The organism is Marinicella litoralis (assembly GCF_002591915.1).
Taxonomy (GTDB): domain Bacteria; phylum Pseudomonadota; class Gammaproteobacteria; order Xanthomonadales; family Marinicellaceae; genus Marinicella; species Marinicella litoralis.
Window position 1 is genome coordinate 31,470 of sequence record NZ_NIHB01000003.1, and the last position, 23,222, is coordinate 54,691.

Consider the following 23,222-nt stretch of genomic DNA (forward strand, 5'->3'; position numbering starts at 1 on the left):
TAATGACTGAACAAACAGACAACAGTGTTTACATCGTGGCAGCCAAAAGAAGTGCAATAGGATCTTTTCAAGGCCAATTTGCCAATACACCTGCTACTCAATTAGGTGCTGAAGTTATCAAAGCCACCATGGATGAAGTGAGTATTAATCCCAATGACATTGAAGAGGCATTGGTTGGTTGTGTTTTGCCTGCGGGTCTAGGACAAGCACCAGCCAGACAAGCGGTGTTAAAAGCTGGGCTTCCATTGTCAGTTAAATGCACCACCATTAACAAAGTCTGTGGTTCTGGCATGAAAACTGTCATGATGGCCCATGACACCATCAAAGCTGGGTCAGCACATTTAGTGATTGCTGGAGGCATGGAATCCATGACCATGGCTCCTTATTTGTTGCCTAAAGCTCGTGGTGGTTATCGAATGGGTCACGCTCAGATGTTGGATCACATGTTTTTCGATGGATTGCAAAACCCTTATGATGGCAACATGATGGGTGCATTTGCAGAAAATTGTGCAGATAAATATGAATACAGCAGAGAAGCACAAGATGCCTTTTCAGCTGAGTCTGTTACACGCGCCATGCAAGCCATCAAGTCGGGTGCATTTGAAGATGAAATTGTGCCGGTTACGGTTAAAAACCGAAAAGAATCTGTCATCATCAAACAGGACGAAGAACCTGCCAAATGTGACATCAATAAAATTCCTATGCTCAGACCCGCTTTTAGACAAGAAAATGGGACTGTCACTGCAGCCAATGCTTCAAAAATATCTGACGGTGCGTCAATGACCTTATTGGCATCGGGCCAATATGTAGAACAAAACAACCTTAAGCCCTTGGCAAAAATAGTTGGCCATCACCAATATGCACATGAGCCCGAGTGGTTCACAACTGCGCCAGTTAATGCGATTAAGCAATTACTTGAAAAAATTAATTGGTCGATAGAAGACATCGATTTGTTTGAAATCAATGAAGCTTTTGCAGTAGTGACAATGGCAGCCATGGATGAATTGAAAATACCTCACGAGAAGGTGAATGTAAATGGCGGAGCCACTGCTTTGGGGCATCCTATTGGCGCTTCAGGAAACCGTATATTGGTGACATTGATCCACGCATTAAAAAACAGAGGCCTTAAAAGAGGTGTGGCCTCATTATGTATCGGTGGCGGGGAAGCGACTGCCATTGCTATTGAATTGGTTTAAACCATGAAAATCATCAAAACACAAATAGATGCCTCATCAACACAATTTGATGAAAACCGCCATTTTATGGGCCAACTTGTTGATGATTTAAACCTCAAGTTGACACAAACATCTTTAGGCGGGTCTGAAAGGTCCAGGATCAAGCACACAGACAGAGGTAAATTACTGGTCAGAGATCGCATCAATTTATTACTGGACCCGGGCAGTCCATTTTTAGAAATAGCACCTATGGCTGCTGAAGGTATGTACCAAAACGCCGCGCCGGCAGCAGGTGTTGTGGTAGGCATTGGTTTGGTACATGGTCAACAAGTGGTGGTGGTTGCCAATGATGCAACAGTCAAAGGTGGCACTTATTTCCCAATGACTGTAAAAAAACACCTAAGGGCACAAGAAGTTGCACTGGAAAACCATTTACCATGTGTTTATTTGGTGGATTCAGGTGGTGCATTCTTGCCATTACAAGATGAAGTGTTTCCAGATAAAGAACATTTTGGCAGAATATTTTATAATCAAGCCAACTTATCAGCACAAAACATTCCACAAATTGCCGTGGTTATGGGTTCATGTACAGCTGGTGGTGCCTATGTCCCAGCGATGTGTGATGAAGCCATCATTGTCAAGGAGCAAGGTACCATATTTTTAGGTGGGCCTCCTTTGGTAAAAGCAGCAACAGGAGAAGTGGTTGATGCCGAATCACTGGGTGGAGCAGAAGTGCACTCATCACAATCTGGAGTCACAGATCATTTTGCGGAAAATGATCAACATGCCTTGCAGATGGCAAGAAACAGTTTGCAGTTTTTAAATCGACCCAAGCACAATTGGTTGGAAAGAAAGACTCCCAGAAAACCATTGTATCCAGCCCATGAATTGTATGGCATTATCCCACAAAGCACACGCACGCCTTATGAGGTGAAAGAAATCATTGCGCGGATTGTTGATGGTTCAGAATTTCAAGAGTTTAAAGCCAAATATGGGACTACATTGATTTGTGGGTTTGCTCACATCAATGGTTACCCAGTGGGTATTGTGGCTAATAATGGTATTTTATTTGCTGAATCTGCATTAAAGGGTGCTCATTTTGTTGAGTTATGCAATCAAAGAAAAATACCTCTGGTGTTTTTACAGAATATAACCGGCTTTATGGTTGGACAAAAATATGAAAATGCAGGTATAGCAAAGGATGGCGCGAAAATGGTTACCGCAGTGGCTTGTGCTCAAGTACCAAAATTCACTGTGGTAATTGGCGGCTCTTTTGGGGCAGGAAACTACGCCATGAATGGCCGAGCTTATCAAGCCAGGTTTTTGTGGATGTGGCCCAATGCCAGAATTTCAGTGATGGGAGGCGATCAAGCTGCCTCTGTATTGACGACCATAAAACAAGATGGATTCGATCAGTCAGATCAAAAATGGGATTCTGAGGAAAAAGAATCATTTTATCAGAACATTAAAAACCAATACGATCAACAAGGACATCCATACTATTCTACAGCCCGATTATGGGATGATGGCGTGATTGACCCTGCTGATACCCGACAAATTTTGTCACTTGCTATAGAAGCCAGTACATGTGCTGATGTAAAAAAAGTGCAATACGGCGTTTTTAGAATGTAATAAAAGGAAAAAGTATGTTTAATTCTTACCAAACCATCCAATTGAAAAAAGACAAATCAGGCGTTGCTTATGTCACCATGAATCGACCTGAAGTGCACAATGCATTCAATGCTGAAATGATTGCAGAATTAACGGCTTGTTATAAAAAATTAAACGACGATAAAGATGTACATGTTATTGTGTTGCAAGCCAATGGAAGGTCATTTTCTGCAGGTGCAGATGTCCATTGGATGAAAAGCATGGCTCAAGCCTCTGAGGAAGAAAACAAAAAAGATTCTGAAAAATTAGCAGCTTTGATGCGAACCATAAATTTCAATGCAAAAGCCACCATTGCAAAAATTCAAGGATTGGCTTTGGGGGGAGGCGTTGGTTTGGCTTGTTGCTGTGACCTTGTGGTGGCTGAAAATAGAGCTAAGTTTGGGTTGACTGAAACAAAGCTTGGGTTGGTTCCAGCTGTTATTTCACCTTATGTAATCGATGCGATTGGGACCAGAAAAGCACGCAGGTATTTTCAAACGGCTGAAATATTTGGTGCCGAGCAAGCAAAATTAATTGGCATTGTGTCAGAAGTATTGGCGGATGAAGATATGGATGAATGGGTTGAAAACCAATTGTCATTACTTAAGTCTACCGGTCCAAATGCAAAAGAAATCAGTAAAAAATTGGTGATGTCTGTGGTTGGTAGAACACTGCCACAGCAGAAAAAAATTGATGAGTACACCACTCAAGTGATTGCCGCTGTTAGGGTGTCAGTAGAAGGTCAGAAGGGGTTGAATGCATTTTTAAATAAAGAAAAAGTAAGCTGGTAATTGTTAACGATTCATTTGAAAAATATTGTAAACGGCTGCTACTTGGCTAAAATTAATACATAAAGCGTTTTTCCCGAGAAACAGATGTTAAAAAAAATAAATTGCTGCATTTTGTTGCTGTTATGTGTGTTTGTGGTTTCAGCTCAAAATGATGATGAAAAAAATGAAGAACCTTCCAAAAGACCCAGTTGGTCTTCAGGTCTACCAGAGCGTCAGACCACCAATGATTTAAGCAAACCTGATTTTAAACCGGAAATTGACAATGAAATCGAGCTGGATATGTCAGATTTTGGGGTAAAACCTCGTGCTGAAATCGATATTGGTTTGCCCATTAGTTCAGAGATACCGGCAAAAAGTGATGCCACATCAGAACTTCCGGTGACTGATGAAGAAAGTCAACTGACTGTTGATGAAATTATTGTAGTAGAAGAGCCAATTGAAGCACCTGCTGTCGTTGCTGAACCTGTCGAAACCGAATTGTTTGAAGATGTAGATGCTAAGCCTGTGGAGCAAACAGAAGTTGTCAATAATAATCTGTTTGATGAGGAAGAGCCAATTGTTGATGAAGTTGTTCCAGCAGAAGTTGAAAAGTCTATACCGGCAGAACTCATAGTAGAAGAAAACAATGCAACGACACCGATAGAGCCCAATACAGAAGCCACAGTGGATCAGTTGGTAGATAATGATTCTGAAGTAGCAGTCGATTTACCTACAGCCATTGAAACACTGGATGATGAAGCAATCGATGCAACTCCTGTGGAAGAAGTTGTGACAGGGACGCCTGCAGAAGCGGTTGAATACAATTGGACCATCGTCAAACAAACACCGGTTAAGTATCCGGTTAAAGCGGCTATGGAAAATTTAGAGGGGTGGGTTGACGTCGAAGTCACTATCAACCCTTCCGGCGAGGTGGTTTCCGCTTCTGTGGTTAAATCTTCCAGGAAAGGCCGAGTCTTTGGAAAGTCAGCAGTGCAGTCTGTAAACGATTGGTTGTTTGAGCCGCCCAGTAACAGTGGCATTACATCAAATATGACCCGAATTTATACAGTAGAATTTAATTTATAAGCCAAAGTCTGTAAATAATTAGAATATGACTATTTACAGACAGAATTTACAAACAGCATCAGATCATTTTTTTTAATTGATATATCAGATCTAACGCTTGTTTGGCTGTCAATTCATCTGGGTTAATTGCCTTCAATTTGTTTTCAACTTTAGAGTCTACAATTGATTCTTCTTGAAATAAGTTGAACTGTTGTGGATTTTGTTCTTTGCTCTGACTTTCTAAATGATTCAAATATGCCTTGGCATTGCTTAAGGCCTGCGCGGGTAAACCAGCCAAAGCCGCCACTTGCAAGCCATAACTTTTATTGGCCGCACCGGTTTTAACCGTGTGTAGAAAGACAATGCGCTCTCCATGTTCAACTGCATTCAGGTGAACATTGGACACAGTTTTCAGTTGATTCTCTAATTCAGTGATTTCAAAATAATGGGTGGCAAACAGACAGAAAGATTGGTTGATTTGGGCCAAGTGTAGTGCGCAGGCATGAGCCAATGACAGTCCATCATATGTGCTGGTACCACGTCCAATTTCATCCATTAAAACCAAAGAGTTGGCAGTGGCATTATGTAGAATGGTGGCTGTTTCGGACATCTCAACCATGAAAGTAGACCGCCCACGGGTTAAGTCGTCGCCAGCACCAATCCTGGTAAAAATACGATCTATGTCACCAATGGTTGCTTGTTGTGCAGGTACATAGCTGCCTATAGAGGCCATCAGAACAATGATGGCTGATTGTCGCATATAGGTTGATTTACCACCCATATTAGGCCCAGTTATGATCAACATTTTTTCTGTGGTATTCAATGACAAATCATTGGGTTCGAAAGGTGTGTCCTGAATGGTTTCAACCACAGGATGGCGGCCTTGTTTGATGTCTATAACTAAGTCGTTACTTAATGTTGGTTTGCAAAAGTGGTTGGTGGTGGCTCGTTCTGATAAATTGGTTAGCGCATCCAACTCACTGACGGCATCTGCCAATGCTTGCAAAGAGCTGATACTCGATGAAAAATCTTTTAGGAGTTTTTCATAGAGTTCTTTTTCATGGGCCAATGATTTCTCTTTACTGGACAATACTTTTTGTTCGAATTGTTTTAATTCAGGTGTGGTATATCGTTCAACGCCTTTGAGGGTTTGTCTTCTGATGTAATGCTCAGGAACGTTTTCAGACTGTAGCTTTGAAACTTCAATAAAATAACCGTGCACCCTGTTGTAGCCAACTTTAAGTGTAGATATTCCTGTTGCTTTCTGTTGTTCGGTTTCGAAATCCAACAAGTATTGGCCAGCATCAGTACTTATGTTTCTCAGTTCATCCAGTTTTTCATCATAACCATCTGCAATTACACCACCATCACGTATGACTACTGGTGGATTTTCCTTGATGGCATTGACTAACAGAAAGTGGATCTCATGGTGTGGGTTAATTTCAGATTTGAGTTGTGTTAAATGACCTTCATCAATTTGTTTTAAATTGGATTGTAATTGGTCCACGGCAGCTAAAGACTCCCTTAGAGCTACTAAATCTCTGGGTCTTGCTGACAATAAACTGATTCGGGCAACTATTCTTTCAATATCAGCAATGCCTTTTAATGTGTTTTGTATTTCATGGGTCAATGCAGATGCCATGATTGATTCAATACTGTTTAAGCGGTTTTTTAATATTTGTCGGTCTCGCACCGGTTGTTTAACCCAACGACGAATCTTCCTAGAGCCCATAGCGGTTGAACATTGATCGATAAAGCCGCAAAGCGTTAACTCATCTTTGCCATCAGGATGGTAATCAATCTCTAAATTTTTTCTCGATTGCGCGTCAATATGCAAATATTGGTCTAAATATTCGATTTGAATGTGTTGTAGGTGATACAGGTCAGTTTTTTGGGTGTGATTGATGTATTGTAACAAGGCTCCAGCCGCTGGTAAAAATACATCAGATTCATTGATGCCAAAAGCACTTAAGTCATGGGTTTTATATGCTTTGGTGATGGCATGTTGAGCAGACTCGGGATCGAAGTCCCATGCCGGTCGCTGTATACAATTGAAATGTTTTAATTTTTGGGACAACTCGCTGTTTTCAGCCAATAGAATTTCATTGGGTGATAGCCTAATTAATTGCGCTTCTAAAGTAGTGAAGTCATCGATTTGTTGTACTTTAAATGAACCATTGGCTAATGCCAAATACGCCACACCGAACCCCCTTGAGTTTTGGTGTATGGATAACAGTAGATTTTCTTTGTGAGCATCCATCAAGGCTTCTTCTGTCACTGTGCCAGGGGTCAAAATTCGTTGTACTTCACGTTTAACCGGCCCCTTACTGGTGGCAGGGTCACCTGTTTGCTCACAAATGGCCACTGACAGGCCTTGTTTGACTATTTTTGCCAAATAATTGTCAGCAGCATGAAAGGGTACGCCACACATGGGAATGGGATCACCGTTTGATTTACCTCGATGGGTGAGAGTGATGTCTAATAATTTAGCTGCTTTGATGGCATCATCGAAAAATAATTCATAAAAATCGCCCATTCGATAAAATAATAACATGTCTTGATAATCGGCTTTGATTTTCAAAAACTGTTGCATCATTGGAGTGTGCTGTGGTGTTTTTGCCATGGGCGATTTAGAAAATTTCAAATCACACATTCTATCAAAGTGAGTTTGAAAAAAAATTAAAAAATCCACATTCTCAAGTTTTGAGAATAAACCATTGAAAATACATATAAAGTACGAAAATATAGACACATTCTTCAGAATTTACTGATTTTTTCGACCCCAATAACATGCGATAATAGGCGGCATAGATTATGAAAAACAACTTACAACTCGTGGAGCAAAATAAAGTGGACGACAACAAGAAAAAAGCATTGGCAGCAGCATTGGGTCAAATTGAGAAACAATTTGGTAAAGGTTCTGTCATGCGCATGGGAGATAATAAAGCCCTGACAACAGATGTTTACTCAACAGGTTCCTTAGGTCTAGATGTGGCGCTAGGTATTGGTGGTTTACCTCGAGGCAGGGTTGTTGAAATCTACGGGCCAGAATCGAGTGGTAAAACCACTTTGACTTTACATGCTGTGGCTGAATGCCAAAAGAAAGGTGGTACGGCGGCATTTATTGATGCTGAGCATGCATTGGATCCAGCATACGCGGCTAAATTAGGTGTTAATATTGATGACTTATTGGTTTCTCAACCAGATACAGGTGAAGAAGCTTTGGAAATATGTGACATGCTGGTTCGATCAAATGCGATTGATATGATTGTTATTGATTCGGTTGCGGCATTAACTCCTAAAGCAGAAATTGAAGGTGACATGGGTGATTCTCATATGGGTTTACAAGCCCGCCTGATGTCACAAGCCTTGAGGAAATTAACGGGCAACATCAAACGGACCAATTGTATGGTTATATTTATCAACCAAATTCGAATGAAAATTGGTGTAATGTTTGGTAGTCCAGAAACCACCACTGGTGGAAATGCCTTGAAATTCTACGCATCGGTGAGACTGGACATCAGACGAATTGGCGCCATTAAAAAAGGAGATGAAGTCATCGGAAATGACACACGAGTCAAAGTGGTTAAAAATAAAATGGCACCACCCTTCAAACAAGCTCAGTTTGAAATACTTTATGGACAAGGCATTTCATTGTTGGGTGAATTAATTGATTTGGGTGTGACTCATAATTTGGTTAATAAAGCGGGTGCTTGGTATAGCTATGGTGACATCAGGATTGGTCAGGGTAAAGAGAATTCCAAACAATACTTCAGAGAAAATCCTGAACATGCGATGGAGTTAGAGCAAAAAATTCGAGACATTTTATTACCAAAGCCTGAAGACATTGAAGCCGCTGAAGAAATTGATGCCATTGAATCTTAATGACCGAGGTCAAGAGATATTCACCTGAAGCCAAGGCTCGTGCCTCGGCTTTAGGCAGTTTAGCCATGCGAGAACATTCGGCGGTTGAATTGAGGCAAAAGTTAATCAACAAAAAGCATGATGCAGAAATTGTTGAAAAGTTAATCATTGAATTGATTGAAGAAAACTTGCTCAGTGATGAACGTTTTGCAGAATCTTATTGGCGGGTTCGATCCAGCAAAGGTTATGGTGCCACTCGAATTAATAAAGAACTGCAAATGAAAGGTGTACCAGATAGGCTTATTCAGACAACCAAGCTGGTAGCCAATGTTGACTTTTTTGCTTTAATTGAAAGTGTTTATGAAAAGAAGTATAAATCAATGCCTATTCAAGATTATAAAGAACGAGCCAAAAGACAGGCTTTTTTATATCGCAGGGGGTTTGACACTGATTTAATTAAAACAGTGATCAATTAAGTCATATGTTATGGATTTAGAATTCGATCGAAATCATTTGTGGCACCCATACACCAACCTATCTGAACCTGTTAACGTTTACCCGGTTGCCCGTGCTGAAGGTGTTTATTTAGAGCTTGAAGATGGAAGGAAAATAATTGATGCCATGTCCTCTTGGTGGGCCTGTATACATGGTTACAATCACCCTGAATTAAATCAAGCTGTGATTGAACAAGTGAGTCAAATGTCGCATGTGATGTTTGGAGGATTGACCCACAACCCCGCCATTACATTGGGTAAAAAATTAGTAGAGATCACTGCTGACGATCTGGATTGTGTGTTTTTCGCAGATTCAGGCTCAGTTGCTGTTGAAGCAGCAATGAAAATGGCGGCGCAATATTGCCATGAAAATGGACAGTTGAAGAAAGATAAATTCCTTACGTTTTCTAAAGGCTACCACGGTGACACGTTCGGTGCCATGTCTGTTTGTGACCCTGAAACAGGTATGCACCACAAATTCTCTAGGTTGTTGAATCAACACCTTTTTGTAGATTCTCCAGTTTGCGCTTTTGGTGCACAATGGCAAGATAAGTACATTGAGGCATTTGCAGAAAAATTGGCAGCCAGACACCATGAAATCATTGCAGTGATTTTTGAACCCATCGTTCAAGGTGCAGGCGGTATGAACTTTTACTCCCCCGAATATTTGACCGCAGTAAAACAATTGTGTGAACAATACGAGGTACTGTTAATTTTTGATGAAATTGCCACTGGGTTTGGGAGAACGGGTAAACTTTTTGCTTACGAACATGCCGATGTGGTGCCAGATATCTTGTGCCTAGGAAAAGCTTTAACTGGAGGTTATATGACGCTCTCAGCTGTCATGTGCAATCGTAAAGTGGCTGATGGCATCAACAGTCATTTTATGCATGGACCGACATTTATGGCCAATCCCTTGGCATGCCAAGTGGCGTTGGCCAGTATCAATATGTTGTTGAAAAGCCCCTGGAAAAACAAGGTTTTAGCAATTGAAAAACAACTTAAATCTGAACTTCAAGATTGTATGAATTTGCCGATGGTCAAAGAAGTGAGGGTACTGGGTGCCATCGGCGTTATTGAAATGAAAGAATCGGTTGATATTGAATGGTTTCAATCTAAAATGGTGGAACAGGGGGTTTGGATCAGACCATTTATGAATCTAATTTATATCATGCCACCTTTTATAATTGAACCTGAACAAATCAGCCACATAACTAAATCAATATTATCCACTCTGAAAAAAAGACCATGATTATTTTACTGTCGCCCTCTAAAGGGCAAGATTTTAACCCTGAGCCTGTCGAAAATTTTACCCAGCCTGTGTTGTTGGCAAAAAGCCAAAAATTGGTCAGTATATTAAAAAAATATAAACCCAGCCAAATTCAACAATTGATGTCGGTCAGTGAGAATTTGGCCGAGTTAAATTACCAGCGATTTCAAGACTTCAAAGCACCATTTTCCTTAGGAGTTGCTAAACAAGCAGCATTGGCATTCAAAGGTGATGTGTATACTGGTCTTGAGGCCAATACATTAACCTCGGATGATTTGGCTTTTGCTCAAGATCACTTACGCATACTTTCTGGTTTATATGGGTACCTTAAGCCTTTGGATTTGATATTACCTTATCGCTTAGAAATGAAAACCAAGCTGGTTAATCCAGTTGGTGAAAACCTGTATCAATTTTGGGGCATGCAAATTACTGATTTGCTCAACAGTGAATTAGATGCTGAAGGTGATTTTGTGGTTAATTTGGCTTCAAATGAATATTTTAAATCCATTAAAAAATCAAAAGTGAAGAAAAGAATATTGAATTTGAATTTTAAAGACACCAAAGACGGCAAAACCAGGGTTATAGGTTTTTTTGCTAAAAAAGCCAGAGGGATGATGGCCAGGGCTTTGATTGAAAATAGAACATCAAAAATCGACGATATAAAAAACATTGTTGTAGATGACTATCGGTTCAATATTGATTTGTCGGATGAAAATAACTGGGTTTATGAAAGGACTCAACCGCCACCAGTTAAAGCTTAAATTGTTGTTGAATGATATCTACTGGTTTTGGTTTAGAAAAATAAAAGCCTTGGAAGAATTGGCAATTATGTTTGCGTAAAAACTTAATTTGTGCAGCGGTTTCAACACCTTCTGCAACCACTTCAAGGTTCATTTCATTGGCCATGTTAAGAATGGTTTTTACTATGGTAACGCTGTTAGAGTCGTGGGGAATGTCTTGAATGAATGACTTGTCGACTTTTATTTTATCTAAAGGCAGCTTCCTGATGTAATCAAATGAGGAATAGCCGGTGCCGAAATCATCTATTGATAATTTAATTCCCATCAACTTCAATTGATTGATGATTTCAATAGACCGTTCTGACTCACTCAAAAGAATAGATTCTGTCACTTCAAATTCTAAAAAATTTCGTGGTATTTTGTATTTGTAGATTAAGTCAGTAATTTTATCTAAAAAGTTTTTATCTCGGATTTGTACCACTGATAAATTGACTGCTATGAAAAAATTTGCTTTGGTACTGTCTTGCCATTTTAATATCTGTTCACAAGCCTTTTCGATGGTCCAATACCCAATTTCCAAAATTAATTGTGCGCTTTCTGCAATTGGAATGAAATCAGTGGGCATGATCAAGCCTTCGGTTGGGTGCTGCCAGCGAAGAAGTATTTCTGCGCCAACCATATTCAATGTAGAGGCATCGACAATTGGGTGGTAAACCATAGTGATTTCATGGTTTTGTAATGCCAATCTGAGGTCATTTTCAAGCTGATGATTCTTGATGACTTTGGTCTCAAGACTTTTCTCAAATACATGGATTCGGTTTTTACCCAGTAACTTGGCTTCATTCATTGCCGTATCTGCACGCTGTAATAAAATGGACTGTCTTTCACCATCTCTGGGGTAAACCACCAAGCCAACGCTGGCAGTGATGTTATATTGTTTATCTTCTATAAGGATCGGTTTTTTAAGTTGATTGATAATTAAATCGCTAACCTCATAGGCCTGTTTTTCAGCCAAATGATATTCATTGTTCAATTCAGGCAGTTCTATGACAAATTCATCACCACCTTGACGCGCAATGGTGTCACCAGGGTGAACGCATTTTTTGATAACTGTGGCCACCTTTTTTATCAATTTATCACCAATTTTATGACCTTGAGAGTCGTTGATGTTTTTGAAGTTATCAAGATCAATATAAATAATGGCACCAACATGATTGAATTGTTTTGCTCTGGATAATGAAGTTTTGAGACGTTCGCTCAGCAGTATCCTGTTGGGCAAGCCGGTTAAAGAATCGTGATTGGCTAAATATTCGATTTCTTCTTCATACTGCTTTGTTTGACTGATATCAAAACCAACAGTAACCATGGCAGGCTCGGTGTCATTACGCCCTGAATAGGGTACTTTGGACATCATCAAAGTAAGCTTGTTGCCTTGTAAATCATTGACTTCAACTTCAGTGTTGAATGGATTGGATGAAGTTGTATAAGTGATCAAATTTTTAAACCTGGGATGGGATTTCAAAATACTGTAAATGTTTTTTTTCTCAACATCTTGATTTTCAATGCCTAAAAAACGACAAGCAAACTCATTAACGAGTATTATTTTTCCCTGGTAATCATTGGCAAAGATCATGTGTGGAAGGATGTTAATGATTTGGTTGAGTTGGATTTCTTTTTGAGTCAGTTCTGTAACGCGACGCTTAACTTGGCGTTTAAATAAAATAGCTGCAACCATTGAAACAAGCGCAAATAATACCAGCCCTAAAATAGTGTAAATAAGCCAAAAGGGTATGGTGGTTTCAGGGCTGTTATCGGTCCATTTTGATCTGGTTTGAAAGTAGAACGATCCAATGTCTTCCTTCCATGCTTTCATGTATTGATCATAATAATCAATGAGGGTTGTGTCTGCGCCTTTAGGTGCTGATATATAAACTTTAAAGGGATTGAATACAATGCTGCTGGCTAATAAGTTGAATTGTTCCTGAAATTCAGCGCCAACTAAATTATTTGAAACGGCAGCATCGACCTGGTTTTCGGCCAACATTGAATATATTTGTTGGTAGCTTTTGCCGTAAACAATATTACACTCAACTTCAAATTGATCACATTGGCTGATGAAATTTTGTCCATTGAAATCATTTTCCATCAACGCAATGGTTTTGCCATCTAAATCAAATACGCTTTCAACATTTGAATTCTTTGGTAAAAAAACTTGTCCCCAAACATTGCTGAAATTGAGCTCGGAATAGTTTAAAAATAATGCCCTTTCATCAGAATATGCTGTGGATACCATGGCATCCAGTTCCTGGTTGCGCATTTTTGACATGAGCTGTGGAAAATTATCATGGACCCAAATTATTTCAAAATTTTCATGGCCTGCAATTTCATTCAACAAATCAACGATAAAACCATCAGGATTTCCATCACTGTTGATAAATGAAAGGGGTGGGGTATCAAAATAACCTACTTTAATGGGAGGATGTTTTTTGTTAACTTGAGTGTATCCGTCATGAATTTGGAACATGAGCAAGATCAACAATTGTAGGTAAGGTTTATTCAAGTGCATTCAGCTTTACAATTTATTATCATACAACTTATTTAAATGGGTGACAATTAATAACTATCTTTCAATTTTCGCAATTCAGCAAAACAAGTTAACTCATTGTTTATTGTAGTATTTAACCTGCGACTGACAATTTTTTGAATGTTTTTATCATTCGTTCTTAAGAAAGGATTTAATTGAAGCTGAGTTTCCAATCGAGTGGGTAAACTGGCTTTGTTTTGTTTACGCATGCTGTTGATTTTTTGTTGGTAATCCAGAAGACCTTGGTTGTTCGGCTCAATAAATAATGCAAATTTAAGATTTGATAAAGTGTATTCATGGGTGCAGTAAACTTCGGTTGATGGTATCAGTGATTTTATTTTATTTAAAGACTCAACATATTCAGCAGCTGTGCCTTCAAACATCCTGCCACAACCAATACTGAATAAAGTGTCTCCACAAAACAACCACTGGTTATTGTAAAAACAAATGTGTGACTTGGTGTGACCAGGTGTAGCTAAAACTTCAAAATCAATTTGCATGGATTTAACTGCCAAATTATCGCCTTGTTCCAGTACATGGTGTTTGAATGTAATACGATCATCCAAAGGTCCATAAACTTCACAACCCCAGTCAGCAATTAATTTTTCAACACCGTTGATGTGATCATAATGGTGATGCGTTATTAAAACAGTACTCAATGTCAACTGATTGTCGGACAAGTAACGAGTCACTTGAGCTGATTCGCCTGGGTCAACTACAATCGCTTCACTGTTATTATGTAAGACCCAAATATAGTTGTCTTCAAATGCTTTAATGGGGTGTATTTGTATTGACATGGTTTTTCTGGGTATTTATTCTTTGCAAGGGTGGCTTGTCATTATAGAATACCTGCCTTAAAGTCTAAAGGATTCACCTTGATTCAACCCAATAAAAAAATTTCAATATATACTGATGGTTCTTGCCTTGGAAACCCAGGTCCAGGTGGGTGGGCGGCCCTGATGTGTTATCAAGGGAAACGTAAAATGTTTTCTGGTGGTGAAATCGATACCACCAATAATCGAATGGAGTTAATGGCGGTAATCAGCGCTTTGAAATTATTGAAGGAACCCTGTGAAATTGACTTATTTACAGATTCAAAATACGTTATGGACGGTGCTCAAGTTTGGATGATCAATTGGAAAAAGAAAAACTGGATGAGAACCAAAAAGGAAGCAGTCAAAAATGTTGATCTGTGGCAATCATTAGATCAAGAAATGCAAGCTCACAAAATCAATTGGTATTGGGTTAAGGGTCATTCGGGGCATCCAGAGAATGAGTTGGTAGATGATGAAGCAAGAAATCAAGCGGAGAAAATCAGTGCAAACCAGTAAGTTAATCATGTTGGATACGGAAACCACTGGATTAAGACCTCAGGATGGCCACAGGATCATTGAAATTGGGGCTGTGGTTGTCATGAACAGAGAAATTACCAATGAACATTACCATCAATACATCAACCCGCAATTTGCTGTTGATGCAGAAGCTTTGGCAGTTCATGGGTTAAGCAATGAATTTCTATCAGATAAACCACTTTTCAGTCGTGTGGTTGATGAGTTTATTGAGTTTGTAAAAGGGTCTGAGCTGGTCATTCACAATGCTGCTTTTGATGTGGGTTTTATCAATCATGAATTGAATCTTTGCGGTAAAGATTTTGAAATTGAAGACCTTTGTAAAATCACTGACAGTTTAGATTTTGCCAAAAGAAAACATCCTGGGGCTAAAAACAATTTGGATGCATTGTGCAAAAGATATGGGATTGGCAATGAACATCGAACATTGCATGGCGCATTACTAGATTCTGAAATATTGGCACAAGTCTATTTGGCCATGACTGGCGGCCAAACGAAACTCAATTTGGAAAATAATCAGAGTCAAAACAGTCAATCACAAACTTTTAATTTAGACGCATTGCCCGAATTGATCAAAGTGAGTGCCAATCAGGAAGAGTTAGAGCAACATCAGGCTTGGCTTGAAAAACACGGCTCAGAAGACAATCCTTTTCTTTGGAATCAATAGTCAGTAATTTTTTGTATCAAAAGACGCCACCCTTCTTTATTTAAGTCAACTGGGATACAATGTTGCCCCTTTATATTCAACAGGAATCTTGGACATGTTAGACCCGCAAATTTTACGAGCTGATCTCAATCAAACAGCTGAAAAATTAGCTCAAAGAGGGTATCAATTGGATACCGATGCTTGGGAAATATTGGAACAATCAAGAAAATCCATCCAAATTGAGACTGAGGCCTTACAAAATACGAGAACGACCATTTCAAAATCAATTGGTCAAGCCAAAGCCAATGGGCAAGACGTTCAACCACTGTTAGATGAAGTGGCGAAAATAGGTGAAAAACTTGAGCAATCTAAAGCAGATTTAAAAAAGATTTTAATTGAACAAGAAAAAGTGACTTTATATATCCCCAATTTGGCTGATGAATCAGTTCCAGTTGGTAGGGATGAAGCAGACAATGTAGAAGTCAGGGTTTGGGGCAAACCCAAAGAATTTAATTTTGTAGTTAAGGATCATGTTGAATTGGGTGAAGTGAATAAGGGCTTGGATGCTGAGTCTGCTGCCAATTTATCGGGTTCAAGATTTACCTTGCTGACGGGTGAAGTGGCACAAATGCATCGTGCCTTGGCACAATTTATGCTAGACATGCATACCCAAAAACACGGTTACACAGAGTATTATGTACCCTATTTAGTTAACGCAGAATCCATGCAGGGCAGTGGCCAATTACCCAAGTTTGCAGATGATGCCTTTATCACCGAAGATGATCGTTACTTAATTCCGACAGCAGAAGTGCCGCTGACTAACTTGGTTGCTGACAGCATCATTGATGAAAGCGAACTGCCGATCAAAATGACTGCGCATACTCCTTGTTTTAGGAGAGAAGCAGGAAGTTATGGAAAAGACACCAAAGGCATGATACGTCAACATCAATTTGATAAAGTCGAAATGGTGCAAATTGTTCATCCAGAAAAATCTATGTTGGCTTTGGATGAAATGACCGGACATGCCGAAGCCATATTACAAGCCTTAGAAATGCCCTATAGGGTCATCGTGCTGTGCACAGGTGATATGGGATTTTCTGCCACAAAAACATTCGATATAGAAGTTTGGCTGCCTGCGCAAAATACATACCGAGAAATTTCTTCATGTTCTAATTGTAATGATTTTCAAGCCAGAAGAATGCAAGCCAGGTACCGAACACCACAAGTTAAAAAGCCTCAATTGGTTCATACATTGAACGGCTCAGGTTTGGCGGTTGGCAGAACCCTGATTGCAGTGATGGAAAATCATCAAAATGAAGATGGCAGTATTTCTGTACCTGTCGTATTACAAAAATACATGAATGGTAAAACTGTGATAAACCAATCAAACTAATACAGAATATTTTTCTGGCTTAAATTGTTTGATATAATCAAGAAAAGTTTAATAGGAAGAAAGCAATGAAATTACATTTTCCACATGGCGATCATGCAGATGTTGAGTTGGTTACAGGCCATTACACCATTGGTGGATCTGCTGATGCCGATATCAGATTAGAAGATAAGGGGTTGTCGGATATTCATGCAAAGCTCACCATTTTAGACAATGAATGCGAAGTCAGTATTGACAATGCCGCACGGTTAATTTCAGTCAATGGAAAATTAGTTAAGGATAAAAAAGAAGTCAGAGAAGGCGATTTGATGATTGCTGCTCAGGTTCATATTAAATTATTGTCTTCAGTTGTTGAGGAAGAAGAAGATGACAACCGAACCAGGGTTAGAATGGCATTACCAAAATTTATCCTACGTGGTGTCTCAGGTGCCTATTTCGGTAAAACCTATCCATTGCGTGGTTCAACCATAATTGGACGACACTCTGAATGTCATATTTGTGTCAATGCGGATGGAATTTCAAGGAAACATGTTCAAATAGATGCAGATCCAAATGGACTGAAAGTCAAAGACTTGGGATCCTCAAACGGAACTTTTGTTAACGGTAAAAAAGTTGATGAATGTGAAATCAAAGTTGGCGATGAGTTGAAAATTGATAACATTCGATTTTTGGTTCAAACGCCAGGTATGACAGATCCAACAACAGATGCAAATGCTAAAAAAGCGAATGCGACAACCAAAAAGCATCAAAGATCACAAGACGACCCCATAGAAAAAAGTAGTGGTGGAGTCGTAAAATGGTTGGTGACTTTGGTGGTACTTGGCGGAGCCATTGGTGCTGCATGGAAAATGGGTTATTTGAATGGTATTTTAGGATAAATATTAATTCAAATTAATCGAAAAGTTACAGGTTAAGCATATAAAAACGGACTCTATGTCCGTTTTTATATGGCGAAGTGCTTCTGACTTTCAATATATACTTTGTATCAATGTATTTTTTATTGGCTCTGACTGTAAATATCATCAGTGATCATTGGATGAGAAGTTCTAATTGGCATACAGCCAACAAGAAGTGGCTTATGTGGCTACAATGATGCAATCACGACCATTGGTTTTTGCTTGATACATGGCTTGATCTGCACGCTCAATACATTGCATTATGGTTTCTTTGGACAGTTTTTCAGCAATGCCATAACTGCAGGTGATTTTAACATCGGGCTCCAGAACAATATTTTTAATGTGATTGTTTAAATTTTGGCACAATAAGTTGGCTTCTCGTTTATTGGTTTTTCGACACAACACAATAAATTCCTCACCACCCCACCTCACAAATGTGTGTCTTTCATCAAGCAATCCTTTTATTGTGGTTGCCAATTTCTTTAAGGCCATGTCCCCAACACTGTGACCATGTATGTCATTGATGGACTTAAAATGATCGATGTCAAAAAACACCACACTGATGGGGCCATTTTGAGAAAGATCATTTTCTTCATTGGAAATGGCTTGATTAAAATAATGCCTGTTGTAAATCTCAGTCAGTAGATCATGGTGAGTTAAAAATAACAGTTCTTGGTTTGTTTTGATCAATTTAGTTTTTAGTGATTCGAGTTGTTTGTTTTGAACAATTAATTGTTTGTTAAATTTTCTGACCAGTTGGTGGTAAATGAAACCAGTCATTAACAGCACGCTGAAAAACAGGGTGATGTTTTTAGTTAATTTGTAATTGGTGTTATCAATGTAGGAAACATTGTTCCACTTTCTGAACATATTAATCTGTTCTGCCTCACTGATTTGAGCAATGAATTGATCGATGATGGGAATCAAAGCTTGATTTTGTTTAGTTACTCCAACGCGAAGCAAATCTTCAGGACCTGCCCAGCCAGCTATTTTTATTTCATCATAACCATTGGATTGGATGTAATTATTGGTCGATAACATGCTGCCAATAAATACATCGACTTCATTGTTGATGACTGCGTTTATACCTTCAACTTCATTGGCAACCAAACTTGCATTGATGTCAGGATAATGCTTTAAAACATATTCAGTGATGCGGTAGCCTTCGGTCATCGCCACAGTGCGGTTTTCTATGTTTTCAAGTCCTTGAAGAAATGGTTCGTCTTTGAGCGAAAGCAATACATTGGGTGCTCGGTACCAAACTTCGCTGAAATATAAAAATTCTTCTCGTTCTGTGGTTTTATTTAAAATTGGGGTCAAGTCACATTGTCCAGATTTTAATAGCTCAATGGTTTCTAGCCAGCTGTTAGTGGGTATTAATTCTGTTTCTATACCTGTACGCTGGGTAAGCATGGCGATGAAATCTGATGATATGCCGGTGTGAATATTTTGTTTCAAGCTCTCATAAGGGTGCCAATCAGGGTCTATACAATAGCGAATTTTTAATGGTGTATCCGCCTGGATAGTTATTGGATCTTGGGCCATTGTCAAAACTGGGCACAGCAGCAGCGCCAGTTTACACAACCTAAATTTATTTAATAATACACACACAACTTAAGTTTAAACTTATGTACCAAATATTCAATTTACAGATTCATCATGAACGAATAATAGTTGGCATAAGCGATAATTCAGCGTGTTTTGAGGGTAGGTACTTTGAAAAAGGGGAAAATATGACGTGAATTGTCTGTAATTCTGATTTTTGATTTTCGTGAAAGAATCAAAACTGAAGTATAATAATCGGCATACAAAAAATGACCATTGGGGACAACATGACAGATGTTTTTCAAAATTTTGAAACCGTTAAGTATAATAAAAATGACCACATTGCTACCATCACTTTCAATAGGCCAGATAAGCTCAATGCATTTTCTGAGACCATGCACCAAGAGTTTTACGCTGTATTGAATGATCTGGTCAATGACCATTCAATTCGCTGTGTTTTACTCACAGGAGCTGGACGAGGGTTCTGTGCTGGGCAGGATTTGGGTGAACGTCAAGGCAATGAGAAAATGGATTTAGGGGACAAGTTGGAAAATGGATACAACAAGAATTTGCGATTAATGAAATCCATCCAAGCTCCCATCATATGCGCTGTAAATGGTGTGGCTGCGGGAGCAGGTGCTAACATTGCTTTAAATTGTGACATAGTTGTGGCAAAAAAATCAGCCAAATTTATCCAAGCATTTTCATCAATTGGATTAATTCCCGACTGCAATGGAACATGGATTTTACCAAAATTAATTGGTTTGGCTCGAGCCAAAGCCATCACCATGTTAGGTACCCCAGTTATGGCAGAGCAAGCGGTAGAGTGGGGCATGATATATCAAGCCATTGATGATGAAGTATTTGATGCAGAAGTCAAGACGCTGACTGAAACATTGGTTGCACGTCCAACCAGGGCATTGTCATTCATTAAAAATATTTTTGATGAGTCTTATAATAATAGGTATGGAGAGCATTTAGATCGAGAACGGGATGTACAGAGGGTTTGTGGTTTAAGTCATGACTTTTCCGAAGGTGTGGCTGCATTCAATGAAAAAAGAAAACCTGAATTTAAAGGACATTGATTATGGAAACTATTGAAATTGTAGGTGTCGTTGGTGCAGGTACCATGGGAATGGGAATCGCTGAAGTGGCCGCGGCTCATGGTCAAAAAGCATTGGTGTTTGATGTGGATGAAGCTTTTGCGCACAAGGCACATGAAGCCTTGCAAAATCGTTTGAAAAAAAGAGTCATCCGGGGAAAGATAACACAGCAGGATGCGGATAAAATCAGCCATTCAATCAAGGTGGTAAAATCCTTGTCAGATTTTTTGGTTTGTGACTTGGTTGTTGAAGCGGTGGTAGAAAACCTCGATGTAAAAAAGCAAATTTTCACGGAACTCGAATCAATCGTTTCTGAAAGTGCATTGTTAGCGAGTAACACTTCATCGCTCTCTATTACTGCCATAGCTTCAGCAATGAAAGAACCAAGCCGATTATTTGGTTTACATTTCTTCAATCCTGCACCAGTCATGAAATTGGTTGAGTTAATTAAAGGCCTACAGACCGATGCTGCTCATTTGAACGTGGCGAAAGCGCTGTGCAGTTCATGGGGTAAAAAAGCAGTGATTGCTCAGTCCACACCAGGCTTTATCGTAAACCGTGTGGCCCGCCCCTTTTATGGTGAAGCTTTGAAAATGTGCCAAGAAAAGTTAGCAACTTTTGTTGAAATTGATGCTGTTTTGACCCAAGGAGCTGGTTTTAGAATGGGGCCGTTTGAATTGATGGATTTGATTGGCATTGACATCAATTATGCGGTCAGCCAATCTGTTTATAAAGAAATGTTCAATGACCCTCGATTTAAACCTTCTTTGCTACAAGGCGAAATGGTACATGCCAACACCCTAGGCCGCAAATCAGGCCAAGGCTTTTACGACTACACTGATGGTGTCGCAAAAGTAAAACCAGATTTTACCTACAGTGAAGTGAGTTTTGACGAAATCATTGTGCCTGATGAAATGACACTATTAAGTCGCATGTTCAGTGAGTTTGAATATGACAACAGGAAGTGGCATGGAGAGCAAATCATTGTCGGTGGTTGTCAAATTGTTCTGAGCAATGGGCAAACAGCCAAACAAATTGAACAGGACAGTGCCACACCTACTTGTGTCGTGGATTTGTCTTTTGACTTCAAAAAAAGTCAATGCGTAAACTTGGCTTTTGGCCCTGGTGTAAATGAATTTATGCGAAATCGGGTGATTTCGTTGATAAATTATTTGGGTAAAAATGTCATTGTCTCTAAAGATCAACCAGGACTGATTGCTTTAAGGACGATTGTTATGCTCATCAATGAAGCTGCTGATGCTGTGTTCAATGGTGTTTGTTCAGCCAAAGATGTGGATTTGGCCATGCGTTATGGGGTTAATTATCCCAAAGGTTTACTGGCTTTTGCGGAAGAGTTGGGTTGGCAGCATGTGGCCGACTCCTTGCAGTCTTTACAAAATTGGTTTGGTGACGACCGGTACCGTCTGTCGCCATACATCAGGAATCAATTATGAGAAAAGTTTACATTTGTGATGGCATCAGAACGCCCATTGGACGATTTGCTGGTGGATTGGCGGGTGTGAGACCTGATGATATGTTGGCCCATGTGATTAAAACATTGATGACACGAAACCCACAACTACCTATTGATGATGTGGATGATGTCATTGCAGGTTGTGCCAATCAAGCGGGTGAGGACAATCGCAATGTGGCTAAAATGTCTGCCTTGTTGGCAGGTTTGCCAACCAATGTTGCAGGGATGACGGTAAACCGATTGTGTGCATCTGGATTAGACGCCATTGCCATGGCTGCAAGAACCATAGCTTTTGGTGATGCAGAAGTGATTGTTGCTGGTGGGGTTGAATCGATGTCTCGAGCACCCTTTGTCATGCCCAAAGCAACAGCTGCATATTCAAGACAAGCTGAGATATATGATACGACCATTGGTTGGCGGTTTATTAACCCAAAATTACAAAATCAATATGGCACTGATTCAATGCCAGAAACGGGTGAAAATGTTGCGGAAAAATTCAAAGTCAGTCGTGAAGATCAAGATTTGTTCGCCTATCGCAGCCAACAAAAAGCTGCTGTGGCACAGCAACAGGGTGTGTTCAAAGAAGAAATTGTGCCTGTTGTTATTCCACAACGCAAAGGAGATGATGTTATTGTTGATGCCGATGAACATCCCAGGGCAGACACAAAGTTAGAAAAATTAGCCCAGTTGGGTACGCCATTCAAAGCCAATGGTACTGTGACAGCTGGCAATGCTTCAGGAGTCAATGACGGCGCCTGTGCATTGATTATTGCATCTGAAGATGCAGTCAGTAAATATGGTTTGAATCCAATGGCTCGCTTTGTAGGTGCCAATGTCGCTGGAGTTGATCCGGATGTAATGGGTATTGGGCCGGTGCCTGCAAGTAAACAATTATTGGTCCGATATGGCTTAACCATCAATGATGTCGATGTGATTGAATTGAACGAAGCTTTTGCTTCCCAAGGATTGGCAGTGATGCGCATGCTTGGATTGACCGATGATGATCCTCGCGTTAATCCTAATGGTGGTGCCATTGCATTGGGGCATCCGTTGGGAATGAGTGGTGCAAGGTTGGCTTTAACAGCAACCCGACAGCTACAAAGAACAGGTGGGCGATATGCACTTTGTACCATGTGTATAGGCGTCGGGCAGGGCATGGCGATGTTGATTGAACGGGTTTGAATTAAGCCATATGAGTTGTGCAGGT

At 39.7% G+C, this 23,222-nt stretch carries 19 protein-coding genes; 15 read left to right on the forward strand and 4 right to left on the reverse strand.

The features are described 5' to 3' along the window. The first annotated feature begins 2 nt into the window (after positions 1 to 2). The 4 genes from CCS90_RS10285 (at position 3) to CCS90_RS10300 (ending at position 4,681) form a co-directional block, all read left to right on the forward strand. Complete coding sequence (locus CCS90_RS10285; protein WP_099019485.1) at positions 3 to 1,196, forward strand: thiolase family protein; 1,194 nt, start codon at positions 3 to 5, stop codon at positions 1,194 to 1,196. 3 nt (positions 1,197 to 1,199) lie between these two features. Beyond that, positions 1,200 to 2,807: a carboxyl transferase domain-containing protein gene (locus CCS90_RS10290; RefSeq protein WP_099019486.1), complete on the forward strand. Its 1,608-nt coding sequence runs from the start codon at positions 1,200 to 1,202 to the stop codon at positions 2,805 to 2,807. Positions 2,808 to 2,821: 14 nt separating this feature from the next. Beyond that, positions 2,822 to 3,616: an enoyl-CoA hydratase-related protein gene (locus CCS90_RS10295; protein WP_099019487.1), complete on the forward strand. Its 795-nt coding sequence runs from the start codon at positions 2,822 to 2,824 to the stop codon at positions 3,614 to 3,616. A gap of 84 nt (positions 3,617 to 3,700) precedes the next feature. Further along, on the forward strand, positions 3,701 to 4,681 hold the full coding sequence (locus CCS90_RS10300; RefSeq protein ID WP_099019488.1) for a TonB family protein: 981 nt from the start codon (positions 3,701 to 3,703) through the stop codon (positions 4,679 to 4,681). A gap of 58 nt (positions 4,682 to 4,739) precedes the next feature. Here CCS90_RS10300 and mutS read toward each other — a convergent pair whose 3' ends face one another. Then, positions 4,740 to 7,313, reverse strand: coding sequence for a DNA mismatch repair protein MutS (gene mutS / locus CCS90_RS10305; RefSeq protein WP_425462170.1), 2,574 nt, complete (start codon positions 7,311 to 7,313; stop codon positions 4,740 to 4,742). A gap of 197 nt (positions 7,314 to 7,510) precedes the next feature. Between mutS and recA the strand changes: the two genes are divergently transcribed. From recA to yaaA, 4 genes are read left to right on the forward strand one after another with little or no spacing between them, the layout of a single operon-like run. Then, a complete protein-coding gene (recA, locus tag CCS90_RS10310) occupies positions 7,511 to 8,545 on the forward strand; it encodes a recombinase RecA (RefSeq protein WP_099019718.1) in 1,035 nt (344 codons plus the stop codon). Further along, on the forward strand, positions 8,545 to 9,000 hold the full coding sequence (locus CCS90_RS10315) for a regulatory protein RecX (RefSeq protein WP_099019489.1): 456 nt from the start codon (positions 8,545 to 8,547) through the stop codon (positions 8,998 to 9,000). Before recA ends, CCS90_RS10315 begins: the two co-directional genes overlap by 1 nt. Positions 9,001 to 9,010: 10 nt before the next feature. Beyond that, positions 9,011 to 10,270: an adenosylmethionine--8-amino-7-oxononanoate transaminase gene (bioA, locus tag CCS90_RS10320; protein ID WP_099019490.1), complete on the forward strand. Its 1,260-nt coding sequence runs from the start codon at positions 9,011 to 9,013 to the stop codon at positions 10,268 to 10,270. Beyond that, the gene (gene yaaA, locus CCS90_RS10325) at positions 10,267 to 11,049 is read left to right on the forward strand and encodes a peroxide stress protein YaaA (RefSeq protein WP_099019491.1); all 783 of its coding nucleotides are present in this window, start codon (positions 10,267 to 10,269) and stop codon (positions 11,047 to 11,049) included. Before bioA ends, yaaA begins: the two co-directional genes overlap by 4 nt. Here the strand turns inward: yaaA and CCS90_RS10330 are convergent. Next, positions 11,039 to 13,588, reverse strand: a complete 2,550-nt coding sequence (locus CCS90_RS10330; RefSeq protein WP_162846898.1) for an EAL domain-containing protein — start codon at positions 13,586 to 13,588, stop codon at positions 11,039 to 11,041. The two genes, yaaA and CCS90_RS10330, sit on opposite strands and share 11 nt — an antisense overlap. Before the next feature lie 53 nt (positions 13,589 to 13,641). Next, a complete protein-coding gene (gene gloB, locus CCS90_RS10335) occupies positions 13,642 to 14,409 on the reverse strand; it encodes a hydroxyacylglutathione hydrolase (RefSeq protein ID WP_099019493.1) in 768 nt (255 codons plus the stop codon). An 81-nt stretch (positions 14,410 to 14,490) separates the two neighbouring features. Between gloB and rnhA the strand changes: the two genes are divergently transcribed. The 4 genes from rnhA (at position 14,491) to CCS90_RS10355 (ending at position 17,875) form a co-directional block, all read left to right on the forward strand. After that, on the forward strand, positions 14,491 to 14,943 hold the full coding sequence (rnhA, locus tag CCS90_RS10340; RefSeq protein ID WP_099019720.1) for a ribonuclease HI: 453 nt from the start codon (positions 14,491 to 14,493) through the stop codon (positions 14,941 to 14,943). Then, a complete protein-coding gene (dnaQ, locus tag CCS90_RS10345) occupies positions 14,930 to 15,628 on the forward strand; it encodes a DNA polymerase III subunit epsilon (protein WP_306475085.1) in 699 nt (232 codons plus the stop codon). Before rnhA ends, dnaQ begins: the two co-directional genes overlap by 14 nt. A 94-nt stretch (positions 15,629 to 15,722) precedes the next feature. Next, positions 15,723 to 17,000, forward strand: coding sequence for a serine--tRNA ligase (gene serS / locus CCS90_RS10350; RefSeq protein WP_099019494.1), 1,278 nt, complete (start codon positions 15,723 to 15,725; stop codon positions 16,998 to 17,000). Between the two features lie 65 nt (positions 17,001 to 17,065). After that, on the forward strand, positions 17,066 to 17,875 hold the full coding sequence (locus tag CCS90_RS10355; protein WP_099019495.1) for an FHA domain-containing protein: 810 nt from the start codon (positions 17,066 to 17,068) through the stop codon (positions 17,873 to 17,875). A gap of 198 nt (positions 17,876 to 18,073) precedes the next feature. Here the strand turns inward: CCS90_RS10355 and CCS90_RS10360 are convergent, their stop codons facing one another. Next, complete coding sequence (locus CCS90_RS10360) at positions 18,074 to 19,438, reverse strand: diguanylate cyclase domain-containing protein (protein WP_099019496.1); 1,365 nt, start codon at positions 19,436 to 19,438, stop codon at positions 18,074 to 18,076. A 287-nt stretch (positions 19,439 to 19,725) separates the two neighbouring features. Here CCS90_RS10360 and CCS90_RS10365 point away from each other — a divergent pair, with 287 nt between their 5' ends. The 3 genes from CCS90_RS10365 to pcaF are packed head-to-tail and all read left to right on the forward strand — an operon-like array spanning position 19,726 to position 23,197. After that, positions 19,726 to 20,523 carry an enoyl-CoA hydratase-related protein gene (locus tag CCS90_RS10365; protein ID WP_099019721.1) on the forward strand — a complete coding sequence of 266 codons (798 nt, stop codon included), beginning with the start codon at positions 19,726 to 19,728 and terminating at the stop codon, positions 20,521 to 20,523. A gap of 2 nt (positions 20,524 to 20,525) precedes the next feature. After that, positions 20,526 to 21,995: a 3-hydroxyacyl-CoA dehydrogenase gene (locus CCS90_RS10370; protein ID WP_099019497.1), complete on the forward strand. Its 1,470-nt coding sequence runs from the start codon at positions 20,526 to 20,528 to the stop codon at positions 21,993 to 21,995. Beyond that, positions 21,992 to 23,197, forward strand: a complete 1,206-nt coding sequence (pcaF, locus tag CCS90_RS10375; RefSeq protein ID WP_099019498.1) for a 3-oxoadipyl-CoA thiolase — start codon at positions 21,992 to 21,994, stop codon at positions 23,195 to 23,197. The genes CCS90_RS10370 and pcaF overlap by 4 nt, the downstream gene beginning before the upstream one ends. The last annotated feature ends 25 nt before the right edge of the window (positions 23,198 to 23,222 follow it).